Origin of the sequence: Paenibacillus sp. FSL H3-0333, assembly GCF_038002805.1 — a bacterium.
Classification (GTDB): domain Bacteria; phylum Bacillota; class Bacilli; order Paenibacillales; family Paenibacillaceae; genus Paenibacillus_AQ; species Paenibacillus_AQ silagei.
The window spans coordinates 2916237-2929768 of the sequence record NZ_JBBODG010000001.1; the positions used below are offsets into that span (position 1 = coordinate 2916237).

A 13532-nucleotide genomic window follows, 5' to 3' on the forward strand; every position below is an offset into this window, starting at 1 on the left:
GCACCAACGTGATATCTCAATGGATAGGGGGACAAGATCATGAATAAACCATCAGCGTCTACTGCATCAGCTTCCATCCCGCCAGTGATCCCGCCGTCCGCCAAGAAGCCTGTGGGGCAGCGGATCAAAGAATTTGTAACCGATTACAAGAGGCAGTGGGAGATTCAGTCGATGGTGCTGCCGGGCATTATTTTTATGATTATTTTCTGCTACATACCGATCTACGGGCTGACGATTGCCTTCAAGAACTACACGGTCATTGATACCTTGTCCACTGCACCCTGGGTGGGGCTGGACAACTTCCGGATCATTCTGTCGGACGAATACTTCTGGGATGCGGTCATCAATACGCTGGGCATCAGCTTCCTGAAGCTTGGGATCGGGTTCATCATTCCGATTATTCTCGCCATTATGATCTACGAGCTGAACATGGGCCGCTTCAAAAAATTCGTCCAAACGATCTCCTATCTGCCGCATTTCCTGTCGTGGATCGTCCTGGGCGGGATGCTGATCACCTGGTTCTCCACCTCGGGGCTGTTCAATGAGCTGCTGCTGAATCTCGGGCTGATCTCGAAGCCGTCCAACATCCTGCTGGATGCAGGCAAGTACTGGTGGATTGCCACGTTGTCCGATATCTGGAAGGAAGCCGGCTGGGGCACCATTCTGTATCTGGCGATTATGGCCAAGATTGACCCCACCTACTACGAAGCGGCCCGGATTGATGGAGCCGGCCGGCTGCGTCAGATCTGGAATATCACCCTTCCGAACATGAAGGCGATCATCAGCCTGAATCTGATTTTGACGGTAAGCGGCCTACTCGGCTCGAATCTGGATCAGACGCTGGTCTTGATGAACTCCCAGAACCGGGAGAAAGCAGAGGTCATCAACTCTTATGTCTACCGGATGGGGATGACGCAAGGCGATTTCTCTTATGCAACGGCTGTCGGCCTCGGTGTCTCCATTGTGTCGGTAATCCTGCTGCTTATGGCCAACAAGGTCACCAGTAAATTGAACGATAATCAATCCGTGTTGTAGAGGGGGCGTTAGAGTGAATCGGAAGGTCATACGGGAAGATCTCGACAGCCGGATCTTTGATGCGGTGAATAAGGTGCTGTTGGTCTGCTTCATGGTTATTATCCTCGTTCCCCTATGGAACGTAATTATCTCCTCCCTTAGTTCGGGCAGGGCGCTGGCCGAGGGCGGATTCATCTTCTGGTCCAAAGAATTCTCGCTGGAGAATTACCGGGCGGTCTTCAATGACAGCACGATCGGTCGATCCTTCGTTGTCTCGGTCGCCAAGACGTTCATAGGGGTGATCACCCACGTGTTCTTTTGCGCAATGATCGGCTACGGTCTCAGCAAAAGATACATCCGCGGCCGCAAGCTGTATGTGGCGATGGGCGTGATCACGATGTTTTTCTCCGGCGGAATGATTCCGACGTATCTGCTGATCAAATCGCTCGGGCTGCTGAACAGCTTCTGGGTGTATATTATCCCGGCATTATTCAGTTATTACGATGTGGTGATTCTGATGAACTTTTTCCGGAACGTGCCGGATTCGCTGGAGGAGTCGGCCAAGATTGACGGGGCGGGGGACTGGCATATTTTCCTCAAAATCTTCATTCCGCTGTCCATGCCTGCGATGGCTACCATCGCCCTGTTCAACGGGGTGGGACAATGGAACGACTTCATGACCACGAAGCTGTACATTACCGATCAGGCGCTCTACCCGCTGCAGATGAAGCTGTATGAGATTATTGTGCAGTCGCAGACCCAGTCCATGCAGAATATCGGAGGCTCCGTCGTCATTGAGACCACTACCAAAGGCGTTCAGCTGGCCACCATTGTCATTACCACACTGCCGATTGTTGCGATGTATCCCATTCTTCAGCGGTACTTCATCTCGGGCATGATGCTGGGGGCGGTCAAGGAGTAGAAGAGGTTCACTACATTATAGGAGGTCAAGAAGATGATCAAGATGACTAAAGTTCTCGGCACAAAAACGCTAAAACCCGCGCTGCTCCTGATGGCGGCTATGCTGGTGGCGGCAGGCTGCAGCTCGGGCGGCGGCTCCACTAAGGCGGTAGAGGTGTCCCTGGACAATCGGTATACGGTAGACCCGGAGACTCCGGCCTGGCAGCTCGATAAGAAAGAGGAGACTACGGACTTAACCTGGTATGTGAACGCAGACTGGTGGAATACGGACTTCGGCAAGGATGTAGTCACCAAGAAGATCAAAGAGGATCTGAACATCAATATCAAGTTCATTACCGGGGACGATACGAAGCTGAATACGTTCTTCGCGGGCGGCGATATGCCGGATCTGCTGACGATCTTCGACTCCAATTCCCCGGTTGTGCAAAAGGCCTCCACCTGGGCGCTTCCGCTCAATGAGCTGGCGGAGAAGTATGACCCGTATTTCAACAAGGTGGCCGCTGCCGACACGCTGAACTGGTTCCAGCTGAAGGACGGCAAAACCTACGGTTATCCGAACTATTCCAATACACAGGCGGATTATGACAGCGGCAATATTCCGGCAAAGACGGCTTTTGTCATCCGCAAGGATGTGTATGAAGCGCTGGGCAGCCCTGACTTCGGGACCCCGGAGGCCTTCCAGAAGACAATGAATGAAATTAAGAGCAAATTCCCGGACATGATCCCCTTCGGGTTCAATGCCATCGGGGAAGGGACCGGCTCGCTCGGGGATGCGCTGCAGGATTTCATCGGCGTTCCGCTGGAGACGGAGGACGGCAAGTTCTACAACCGCAATCTGGATGAGGATTATCTGACCTGGCTGCGGACGCTGAATGCCGTGTACCGGGACGGGGCGATCAGTGATGACAGCTTCGCAGATGACGGAACCGGCTTTGAGGAAAAGGTGAAGTCCGGCAAATACGCAACGATGCTGCTTGACGGTACTCCACAGCAGGGCGGCAATTTGCAGATTTTCATGAGTGCCAATCCCGGCAAGGAGTATATGGCTGTTGACGGGCCGCAGAGCACCGTAGGGCATCAGCCGACCCTCAATCAATCCGGGATTACCGGCTGGATGATCAATTACATCACCAAGAATTGCAAGGACCCGGCCAAAGCGATTCAGATCTTCACGTATCTGCTGAGCGAAGAAGGGCAGAAGCTGATGAACTACGGGATTGAAGGTGTAACTTATAAATCCAATCCCGACGGTACGGTTGAGCTGCTGCCGGAAGTGAAGGACCTGCAGCTGAATAATGCGGATAAGTTCAAGAAGGACTACCGGATGGGCGAATTCATGTTCTTCGGACATGACCGCCACAAAGCGCTGAGCAAGGATGCCTTCCCCGAGTCGATTAAGCAGATGCAGGAATGGGGCAAGGGCAAGCTGAAGCCGCATTTCATCCTGGAGAATATTAACCCCGATCAGGGGACGGCGGAGGCCCGCGGCCAGACGGCCATTAATACGAACTGGAACACCACGCTGGTCAGCATGATCCGTGCCAAGGACGAGGCAACCTTTGACAGCATTCTGGCGGAGCATAAGGCCTTCCTGGACAAGAACAACTGGAGCAAAATCGTAGAGGTGCGCAGCGAGAAGATGAAGGCCAATAAGGAAAAGCTGGGCATTAAGTAGGCAAGGCGCAAGGGAGGGCCCGTTTTGGGCCCTTTTATATAAGAAGATGGAGGGATAACACATGCGGGAAATGATCATGTACCAGTCCAGCGGAGAGAACGAGCTGTTTATAGAGCAGTCTGCAGCACAGCTGCCTCAGATTTCTGATGATGCAGTTACGGTCACCGTAGACATTGATGCGAGTAAGACCTATCAGGAGATGGATGGCTTCGGGGCTTCCTTCACCGACTCGGCCGCCTACCTGATCCATCAGGTGCTAGGCGCAGAGCAGCGGACGGAGGTGATGCGGAAGCTGTTCGATCCGCAGGCGGGGATCGGCTTGTCGTTCCTGCGTAATCCCATGGGCGCATCGGATTATGCCAGAACGGTCTACAGCTATAATGATCTGCCTGAAGGCGGGAGTGATCCAGAGTTGGCCGGATTCTCCATCGCCCACGATGAAGCGGACATCATTCCTCTGGTACAGGAGGCACTCAGGCTTAATCCTGAGCTGAAGCTGATGGCCTCACCCTGGAGTGCGCCGGGCTGGATGAAGACCAGCGGCTCGATGATCGCCGGGCGGCTGAAGCCGGAGCATTACGGAGTCTATGCGGATTATTTTGTCCGCTATATTCAGGCCTATGCCGCTCATAGCTTACCTATCTATGCTGTCACTGTGCAGAACGAGCCGCTCTATGAGCCGCAGCATTACCCCAGTATGCTGATGCTGCCGGAGGAGCAGCGGGAGTTCATCCGGGACTATCTGAAGCCTGCGTTCAGGCAGCACGGGCTGGCCGCCAAAATCTTCTGCTATGACCATAACTGGGACCGGCCGGATTATCCGCTGTCTGTGCTGGAGGCAGCCGGGGCAGAGGTGGACGGCGTAGCCTGGCACTGGTACGGCGGGGCGGCATCTGCACAGTCGGTGGTGCAGGCGGCCTACCCGGATCATGAGGTCCATTTCACCGAAGGCTCCGGCGGGGAATGGATTCCCCCGTTCGAGCAGGCCTTCTCCAATGTGATGCGTACGGGAATTGAGATTCTGCGGAATCACAGCAAATCGTTCGTGTTATGGAATATGGCCTTGGATGAACAGAACGGCCCTACGGTGCCGGGCTTCGGGGAGAGCACCTGCCGTGGGGTAGTTACGGTCAACCAGCAGACCCGGGAGCTGACGTACACCCTGGACTATTATACACTGGCACATTTCAGCAAAGTGATCCGCCCCGGGGCATTGCGCCTGGAGTCTGCGGCGAGCCGGGAGCATCTGCGTTCGGTTGCCTTCCGCAACGCGGACGGCTCGCTAGCGGTCGTCCTGTTCAACGACGGAGAGACCCCGGAGACCGTGGCTGTGCGGCTGGAGGGGGAAGAATTATTGACCCTAGATATCGCTGCGAAGGGTGCGGTTTCTGTTAGAGGGGGCAGGTAAGAGGAAGTAGCGGTTTAGTGTAGAAGAAGACTAAGGCTGCCGGGATTTTCCCAGGCAGCCTTAGTCTTTTTTGGAGAGAAGCAGGGAAATATCGCCCTGGCGGAATGTAATCGGAAAACCGATTACAATGCACTGTCGCGAGGTACATGGACCGAATGTAATCAAAAAACCGATTACAATGAGCACACACGGAGGACGTGGTCCAAATATAATCGGAAAACCGATTACAATGCGCTGTCGCGAGGCACATGGGCCGAATGTAATCGAAAAACCGATTACAATGAGCACAGGGGGTACGTGGTCCAAATGTATTCGGAAAACCGAATACATGCGGTCAACGCGATTTTTCTAATTACTGTTTACCTTTGAAAATGCCCGCGATCTCATCCAGCAGCCGGTCGAGGGTAATCGGGTCATCGAAGTTATATTTGCTGTCGAAGGTGTATACACGGCCTTCCTTGACGGCAGGGATCGCTTTCCATAAGCCGCTGTCCATCAGCGCGCTCTGTCTTGCAGCCGTCTTGCTGCTGGTGTCGGTAAGGAGGAACATATGCTTTCCAATATACTGTGGCAGCACCTCGTCAGAGATGGTTACGAACCGTTCTCCGGCATCGACCAGCTTCTGTACGCCTTCTGCCGGTTTGAAGCCAAGCTGTCCGTACAGCGTTTCATTCAGACCCTTGCCGCCCATAATGTACAACTCGGAGCCAAGCACCAGCAGGGAGGTAGCTGTATCGCCTTCAGTCAGATTGAGCTGCTTCTTCACGGAGGCAACCTTCGCCTGGTAATCATTGAACCAGCGGTCCGCAGCTTCCGTGCGGCCGAACAAGTCAGCGAGCTGCCGGACACGCTCCTCCGTCGGGAAGGTGCCGTCAAGGCCAACTACTACGGTTGGTGCGATTTGGCTTAACGCTTCAATCCCGGTCTCATCCCAGTCGTCGAAGATAATCAGGTCCGGTGACAAGGCAAGGATTTTCTCAGGGGAGAAAGGGTAGCCGATATCTTCAATCCCTTCGAGCAGATCGGGGTAAGCCACCTGAGTGCCGATGACGCTTAGCGAAGCTCCTGCAGGCTTAATCCCCAACGCCAGCAGGTCACCCGGATTACTGCCGACATATACAATGTGCTGCGGATCAGTTGGGATTTCAACCTCTCTTTTTTTGTAATCCGTGTACAATCTTGTTGTAGCCGCAGCTTCGGTTGCCGCCGGACTGGCCGCAGGGGACTCAGTTGCAGCAGCCGTAGATGAGGCGGCGTTATTCGTGTTGTCTGACTGGCCGCAGGCTGCCAGGATTAAGGTGAGGATCAGAAGGGTTAACGGAAGAAATATCTTTTTTGTGCTCAGCATAGGTGATGCTCCTTTATGATAAATTTTTCCATAAAACAACCTGTTTTCGCAGACAAATGGACACCAGTGCACTTATGTACCTTATGTACGGAGATTAAACAGGTAAATGCCTGCTGGAGAGGCAATAAAGAATCTATTCTAGATAATGATTATGATAATCATTATCATTTAATTATAATAGAGAGGAATAAGAGAGTTGTCAATCCTCAATATGACTCATCAACAGCCACCGCGCACAATCGGCTTACAGCACAAAGACGCCTCTACACCATCCATATGGTGTAAAGGCGTCCTTTTATATAAGTGTACCTAGAGTACAGGATGCGGATACAGATCTTTCTTATATTCATTCGGAAGGCTAACTTAGTAGGAAGTATTCCAAGAAGATTAAGGCCTAACCACCTCATCATACCCGGCAGTTCCAGGTTCGCCTGCATTTTGAGGGATTCCCTTCAAATGTTCGTTGAAGAAATCCAGTACCAGCCGGTTTACAATTTCGTTGCTTCGCGCACTATCAATGCTGCCCGTCATTCCGGTGAACTTCAGCAGGCTTGAATAGAGCTGCAGATCTGTAAAGTTGTAGTGTGCTGTGCCTTTGATATAGAGCCTGCCGCCCCCGTTCAGCCTGGCATCATTCATTATTTTCTCCTCGGCATCGATGTCAGGATCTGTATTCTGCTTCTTCACGTTATAGTATTCCTCTGACTCTATGAACAAAAACGGTTTGCTCATTTCCGGCCCGGTAAGGGTATACAAGGATCCATCCATGTCAATCCCGGCCTTCATTGCTGGAACTGAGAACATCGCCTCGTACGCAGCCGCTCCCCCGAAGGAGTGACCTATCACCCCGATTTGTTCTGCATTTATGTAATCTGCGAATTGCTGCTTCAGTTGGCCGAGGACAAAGCGGTTATCGCCGTTCCATATGTTGCCCAGTTGGGTGCCGGTTCCTGTGAAATTATCGGCGCTTAAAGAGTCATTAAACCCGGTAACTGTGCCGTCTGGAAACAAGGTCGCTGTTGAACTGTAGGTATGATCTACAGCTGCTACAATATAACCGTTTGATGCCAGATTCTCTGCAAGCGAGGTATGCAGAAGGCTGGAGGAACCGAGGCCATGATTGATCAGGATCAGCGGATAAGGTCCTTCAGAGCGAAGCCAGTCCGCATCAGGATAAGCATTCGTATGAATGTAACGCCAATAATCCAGGGCGAAGGAGGGGACTCTCAATGATCCGGCAAAAGCGGACATCAGCTTCCGGTTGCTTTGACGGTCACCAGGGAGCCAGGGAGCAGTGTGCATCCCGTGCTTCACAGCGGCTGGATACCAGACATAAACCATCAGCTCTCTTGAATCCCCCGGATCTGGCGTCTGAGGTTCTGGCCGGCTGCTGTCGGTGAGATGAAGAGTCTGCACACCAACGGCATAGGGCCCTTCCGGAGCGGGAAGCTCCACAACCGGGAGAATGGAAGACAGCACTGCCGAGCCGATCACCATGAGTAGACCTGCAGCTACAGAGCAGCGTTTCAGCAAGCGGAAAATAGATGTTCCGGAGGTTTTTCCACTAGACAACAGTTCCTGCGAACGGCCTCTAATGATTCCTGAAATGCGGATGAACATGCCAAGAAGTACAATTACATACACGCCCGCCATTTGCCAACGGTACCCTTCGAACCAGAGCTGTGCAGCACATAATGTAATACTAACCGCAGTTAATCCCATTTGTACCTTGAGAGGTAATTTGCGAAACACAAAGCTTAGCATAAATAATAGGGTTGACACGGTTAATATAATCTCTAATACTCTCATAATATAGCTCCTATCATTACACTCATAATAAGACCGTACGTTTCTTACATTCAGCCTATCTAAAAGCATAATAAAAATGTAGTACGCCAACTTACGTTCTAACGGTTACTTCTCTAGTTTAACATGGAGGAGCCGGCAGATTCTAATACAGTAGATTTCCGATCAGGTATAGCCAAATAGAATCATCGGCAAAGAGGCACGGACGGCTATAAAATGATAGAATAATAGTCATAGTCTTAAATACAGGGAGTGAATTTCTTATGAAAAAGATTGCTGCCGGAGTCATCGCCGGAGCGATATTGATGATGGGGGCGCAGGCGCTGGGCGCTTCTGCAACACTAGTAGGAAAGGCTATTCAGGCGGAGTATAGCGTGAAGGTGTACGGGAAGAAGCTGGCCGATCCGGCCATCGTAATTGACGGAAAAAGCTATGCTCCCGTTCGCGCAATCGGAGAATTAGCCGGGTTCAAAGTTACTGTAGAGGGCAAAACGATCAGCCTGGTGGAGAAGACGGGGACGGATTTGTTCTCATCCAGCGATAGACTTCCCACTGCGACTCCTGTGCCGGTTGCAACGCCGGATCCTGCATTGACCTTGACCAAGAGCAAGCTGGAAGTTATAGACGCTAAAATTGATATTGCAGTCAACAATATTCTGACGACCAGCAGCGAGCTGAAATCAAACCCCGGCAGCGCCGAGCTGAAGCTGAAGCTTGAGCAACACAAAGCGGAATACGCCGACCTGCTGAAGCAGAAGGATCTGGAGCTGCAGAAATAAACGGAAGCCGAGTGTAAGAAAAGAAGCAGGAACAGGGTGCCAAACAGCCGTGGAGAAAGTTGATCATGGCCGGCGGGTACCCTTTTTGGCGTCCATGGGCTTAAGAACAGACCGTGCAGCGTAGCGGAAGGAAGCCGGATACTTCACGGAAATTCTGATCCGACGGCAATATTCTCAGCACCGTATTGTCTGTCCGGATGCCGCATGCTATATTTTGACGGTAAAAGGAATCCAGCTTCGCGGAAAGGAAGCAGCCTATGATGAAGGGGACCAGTCTCCGAATCCGGCTCCTGGTCATTATGATGTGTCTGACCACATTGCCGGTGCTCACTGTCACCACCATTGCCACCTACAACACGCGGCAATCCGTTGAGAAGGAAATGATCAATGCGAATGATTCCCGGATGCAATGGGCCGACCAGTATCTGGAGGAGCTGATCGAACAGCTGGATACCCTGTTCTACACCCTGCAGATTAATCCGCAGCTTATGGCCGGACTTACGGATACAGACAGTCTGGACGCCGCTACCCAGTACCGTTCGCTGAACAATATCCGTGAAGCCATAACCTCGCAATTCTATACAAACTCCCGGAAGATAGATGAGCTGACGCTATACTTGCACGAGAAGCTGAAAGCCATTTCCGTTGACTTTGTCAATAGTGGAAGCGTTTCCCCGCTTAATATTCACACGGGTCCCTGGAGCCGGCTGTCGCGTGAGCCGGTCAATATGTATTTCAAACAGAACGGCAGCGGGATCTATGCGTATCACGGCATCAACAGGTTTGAGGATCACCGGTTACTCGGAGGCATAGGGGTGAGGATTAACGCAGAGGTGTGGGAGGAGGTCAGCCATATTCTCCAGTCCGAGGCCGAGAGCTCGGTCTTCCTGCTGAATGATGAAGGGGAGCTGCTCTCAGGTTCGACGATGTCCGAGAGCTCCGGTGATATCGGCAGGCGGCTGCAGGAGCTGAATATCTCTGAGCATGGACTGGAATTCCGGCAGAAGGACGGTTACTTCTTCTTCATGAAGACAGTGGCGGAAGGCCAGCTCACCCTTGTGAAGGCCATACCGTTGACTACTGTCGCCAGCAGCGCAAGGCCTACGATTGCTGCCGGCTTCCTGACCGGCGGGTTATTCGTCATCGCCTCTATTCTGCTGTCCATCCTGTTCTCGCTGCGGATTACCCGCCCCATTGTCGGTCTGGCGATGTCGATGCGCAAGGCGCATGTCAGCAACTTCGAACAGCATTCTGTGCAGAGCCGCGATGAGATCGGGCTGCTGGAACGCGGCTACAACTCGATGATGGAGCGGATCAGGGAGCTGATTGAGGTAGAGTACCGCCAGGAAATTGAGGTCAAGAATGCCCAGCTGCTTGCCCTTCAGGCGCAGATCAATCCGCATTTCCTGAATAACACGCTTCAGCTGATCGGGGGGATGGCACTGTCGAGGAATGCTGATGATATCTATAGCATTACCCGGGTGATTGGCGATCTGCTGCGGTATTCCATCAGCCATGAAGGCGGGCTGGTGAAGCTGGAGGAAGAGCTTAAGCATGTGCGCAATTATGTATTCATTCAGGAGAACCGTTTCCTCGGACGCTGCACCGTAGTGATGGAGGCAGACGAGTTCTCCCGGTTCAGCCTGCTGCCGCGATTTACGCTGCAGCCGTTGGTGGAGAATGCCTTTGAGCATGGCCTGCAGCCGCAGCGGGGACACTGGAAGCTGATCATCCGGATCAGGACCATCGGCAGCCGCACCGTGTTCATGGTGAAGGACGAAGGGGTCGGCATGGCGCCGGAGCGGCTCGGGGAGATCCGTGCTGCGCTTAGGGGCAATGTCACGATGGCGGCTGATCCCGCGGCACAGTCGGGGGAGCCTCCGAAGCGGAGAATGGGGATCGGACTGAGCAATGTCCATTCGCGGCTTGTGCTGCAATTTGGAGAGAACTATGGAATGAACATATACAGCAAGGCCGGAGCGGGAACACTGGTTGTGATCCGGTGGCCTGCGGCCGCAGAGGGGGAAGAGCGAAATGCTGAAGGTACTGATAATTGACGATGAGCCCTGGTCCAGACAGGTGGTGAAATCGCTGGGTGCCTGGGAGGAGCACGGAATGCAGGTGATCGGCGAGGCGGAGGACGGAATAGAAGGGCTTGAGCTGATCGAGGCATTGCATCCCGGGCTCGTCATCACCGATATGCGGATGCCCGGACTGGACGGGGTGGAGCTGTTGGAGAGGCTGAACCGCCAGTACCCGGAGGTGCAGATTATTGTAATGAGCGGGTATGACGATTTCGTCTATCTGAAGCAGGCCATCCGCTCGAAGGCGGCTGAATATTTGCTGAAGCCGGTGGACCGGACGGAGCTGAACCATGTTCTCTCAGAATGCGCGAAGGAACGGGAACGGCAGCGCTTAACCGGGTCGCCCTTAATGCTCATGGAGCAAGCGTTGATGGAGCATTATCTCGCCTACCGCCAGCGGATCTATGACCAGCTGCTGGCGCTGAACAAGCCGGCGGTGAGAGAGGAGCTGGAGAAGCTGGGACGGGAGCTGGAACGCTCGGTGCTGCAGCATCAGCTCGAAGCGATGCTTGAGCGGACCTCCCGTGATCTGCTGCTGCTTGCCGGGGAAGCCGCCAAGACAAGCGGGGTGGACCCGGCGGCGGATCCGGTTCCGACGGATAAACCGTGGCCGTCGGTCCAGGCCATGGTGACGGGGCTGGGCGATCACTTCACAGAGCTCGTCAACACGGCTCTGGAGCAGCGCAGGAACCGCATCAGGCTGGATCTGGCGGAGGTTGAGGATTATATCCGCGGCCACTTTCATGAGCCGCTGTCTCTGGAAGGAATCGCGGCGCATTTCCTGGTGACGAAGGAGCATCTGAGCCGGGCCTTCAAGGCCGCAACCGGAGACACTGTAATCGAGCATATCACCTCCTTGCGGATGGAACGGGCAAGGGAGCTGATTGCTGCGCGCGATATGCCGATCAAGGATGCCGCCGCACTCTGCGGTTATGAGGATCTGGCTTACTTTTACCGTGTCTTCAAGAAGCACTTCGGCATTACTCCCGGTGAGCTGCGGAGCGAGAAGTGAATTTTGCGGATGATAAATAAAAATGAAAGCGTATCAATATAATACAACTCCCGATGTTAATATCCTTAAAAGACGCTGCTCCCTGTATCCCCTACACTAAAGAGGCAAAGATAACAGAAGGGGGTAACAGAGATGAAGAAAGCGCTTAATACGGCAATGACACTGATGCTTGTTCTGGGAATTGTATCGGGGTGCAGCTCCGGTGCGAATGGAAATACGGCAAGTGACAGCCCGGATTCCACGCCGGCGGGGAGTGCGGCTGCGGCGACAGAAGGCCCGGCCCGGCAAGTCGAGCTGAAGGTATTTATGAGCTTCCCGCGCTTTAAGGATCAGTTCGATAAGTACTTCGAGCAATTCAAGGCCAAGGAGCTGGCGGAGAAAAATATTGATGTCACCGTGAAGCTGGAGATGCCGAACCCGGATCAGGCCAAGCAGATTCTGGAGACCCGCATGGCTTCGAATGATGCACCGGATGTATTCACCCTCCATGCGATCGCGGATGTGCCCCGGTATTACAAGGCCGGCTATCTGAGCGATCTGTCAGATCAGGCTTTCGTACCGAAGCTGTATGACAGTGTCCGGGATACCGTTACTTATGATGATAAAGTCGTAGCTCTGCCGCTGGAGAGCCTGTCCTGGGGCTATCTGTACAATAAGCAGATCTTCAGCGAGCTCGGCATTCAGCCGCCGCAGACGCTGGATGAGATGAAGGCGGCGATAGACAAGCTGAATGCAGCCGGGATTAAGCCGTTCGAGCTGAGCTTCCAGGAATCGTGGATTCCGCAGCTGATGATGGCGCTGTCTCTTGGCGGCATCGTCTCCTCCGAGCATCCGGACTGGGTGGACAAAATGAACAAAGGCGAAGCCTCTTACGCGGATGTGAAGGATGTCTTCAACATAATTGATCTGATTATGGCTAACGGCACGGATAAACCGTTCGAGGTGGGCAGTGCGGCCGGCTCTACAGATTTTGCAAACGGCAAAGCAGCGATGTGGGTGCAGGGACCCTGGCAGGCGGAATCCATCCTCAAGGCTAATCCTGACATGGAATTCGGGGTAGCTCCGCTTCCTGTAAGCAACGATCCGGCGGCTACACAGATTAATCTGGCGACCTCCACCTCACTGGCCGTATCCCCTAACAGCAAGAATAAGGAAGTGGCGCTGGATCTGTTAAATTATGTGCTTGATGACAAGGATTCTTCGGCGCTGTTCGAGGAACTGAAATTTAATCCGGTAGCGAAGCAGCATACCTACAATACCTACCCGTGGGTAACCGAAGCCAGCTCCTATGTCTCTGAAGGCAAGGCTTATCTGGATCTGTCGCTCCCGAATGGTGTTACCGATGAGACAGCCAAGCTGCTACAGAGCTATTACACCCAGGGGGTAACTCAGGAAGAATTCATCAAGACACTCGACAAGACCTGGGCTAATGCGGTAAAAGTAGGCAATTAAGGGATTCCCAGAAACAGCATAGGAGTGATTGAG

Annotated in this window: 10 protein-coding genes; 8 read left to right on the forward strand and 2 right to left on the reverse strand. The window is 53.2% G+C overall.

The features are described 5' to 3' along the window. Window positions 1–39: 39 nt before the first annotated feature. The 4 genes from MHH78_RS12675 (at window position 40) to MHH78_RS12690 (ending at window position 5018) form a co-directional block, all read left to right on the forward strand. Window positions 40–1035 (forward strand): ABC transporter permease, encoded by a 996-nt coding sequence (locus MHH78_RS12675; protein ID WP_341139657.1) that lies wholly within the window; start codon window positions 40–42, stop codon window positions 1033–1035. Between the two features lie 13 nt (window positions 1036–1048). Further along, a complete protein-coding gene (locus MHH78_RS12680) occupies window positions 1049–1936 on the forward strand; it encodes a carbohydrate ABC transporter permease (protein ID WP_341167609.1) in 888 nt (295 codons plus the stop codon). Window positions 1937–1969: 33 nt separating this feature from the next. Beyond that, window positions 1970–3610, forward strand: a complete 1641-nt coding sequence (locus MHH78_RS12685; RefSeq protein ID WP_341167610.1) for a sugar ABC transporter substrate-binding protein — start codon at window positions 1970–1972, stop codon at window positions 3608–3610. A 61-nt stretch (window positions 3611–3671) separates the two neighbouring features. Further along, window positions 3672–5018: a glycoside hydrolase family 30 protein gene (locus MHH78_RS12690; RefSeq protein ID WP_341167611.1), complete on the forward strand. Its 1347-nt coding sequence runs from the start codon at window positions 3672–3674 to the stop codon at window positions 5016–5018. 352 nt (window positions 5019–5370) lie between these two features. Here the strand turns inward: MHH78_RS12690 and MHH78_RS12695 are convergent, their stop codons facing one another. Next, window positions 5371–6366, reverse strand: coding sequence for an ABC transporter substrate-binding protein (locus MHH78_RS12695; protein ID WP_341167612.1), 996 nt, complete (start codon window positions 6364–6366; stop codon window positions 5371–5373). 387 nt (window positions 6367–6753) lie between these two features. Then, window positions 6754–8175, reverse strand: coding sequence for an alpha/beta hydrolase family protein (locus MHH78_RS12700; RefSeq protein WP_341167613.1), 1422 nt, complete (start codon window positions 8173–8175; stop codon window positions 6754–6756). Window positions 8176–8435: 260 nt separating this feature from the next. Between MHH78_RS12700 and MHH78_RS12705 the strand changes: the two genes are divergently transcribed. The 4 genes from MHH78_RS12705 (at window position 8436) to MHH78_RS12720 (ending at window position 13499) form a co-directional block, all read left to right on the forward strand. Then, the gene (locus MHH78_RS12705) at window positions 8436–8951 is read left to right on the forward strand and encodes a hypothetical protein (RefSeq protein WP_076081184.1); all 516 of its coding nucleotides are present in this window, start codon (window positions 8436–8438) and stop codon (window positions 8949–8951) included. Between the two features lie 257 nt (window positions 8952–9208). Then, window positions 9209–11008 (forward strand): sensor histidine kinase, encoded by a 1800-nt coding sequence (locus MHH78_RS12710; RefSeq protein ID WP_341167614.1) that lies wholly within the window; start codon window positions 9209–9211, stop codon window positions 11006–11008. Next, on the forward strand, window positions 10986–12047 hold the full coding sequence (locus tag MHH78_RS12715) for a response regulator transcription factor (protein WP_341167615.1): 1062 nt from the start codon (window positions 10986–10988) through the stop codon (window positions 12045–12047). Before MHH78_RS12710 ends, MHH78_RS12715 begins: the two co-directional genes overlap by 23 nt. A gap of 132 nt (window positions 12048–12179) precedes the next feature. Further along, entirely contained in the window at window positions 12180–13499 is a 1320-nt protein-coding gene (locus tag MHH78_RS12720; protein WP_341167616.1) for an extracellular solute-binding protein, read from the forward strand. Window positions 13500–13532 lie beyond the last annotated feature (33 nt).

Bases quoted from the DNA above. Each gene is read 5' to 3' on its own strand.
- MHH78_RS12675 (WP_341139657.1), top strand. From the start codon at position 40: ATGAATAAACCATCAGCGTCTACTGCATCAGCTTCCATCCCGCCAGTG.
- MHH78_RS12685 (WP_341167610.1), top strand. From the start codon at position 1,970: ATGATCAAGATGACTAAAGTTCTCGGCACAAAAACGCTAAAACCCGCG.
- MHH78_RS12690 (WP_341167611.1), top strand. From the start codon at position 3,672: ATGCGGGAAATGATCATGTACCAGTCCAGCGGAGAGAACGAGCTGTTT.
- MHH78_RS12695 (WP_341167612.1), bottom strand. From the start codon at position 6,366: ATGCTGAGCACAAAAAAGATATTTCTTCCGTTAACCCTTCTGATCCTC.
- MHH78_RS12700 (WP_341167613.1), bottom strand. From the start codon at position 8,175: ATGAGAGTATTAGAGATTATATTAACCGTGTCAACCCTATTATTTATG.
- MHH78_RS12705 (WP_076081184.1), top strand. From the start codon at position 8,436: ATGAAAAAGATTGCTGCCGGAGTCATCGCCGGAGCGATATTGATGATG.
- MHH78_RS12710 (WP_341167614.1), top strand. From the start codon at position 9,209: ATGATGAAGGGGACCAGTCTCCGAATCCGGCTCCTGGTCATTATGATG.
- MHH78_RS12715 (WP_341167615.1), top strand. From the start codon at position 10,986: ATGCTGAAGGTACTGATAATTGACGATGAGCCCTGGTCCAGACAGGTG.
- MHH78_RS12720 (WP_341167616.1), top strand. From the start codon at position 12,180: ATGAAGAAAGCGCTTAATACGGCAATGACACTGATGCTTGTTCTGGGA.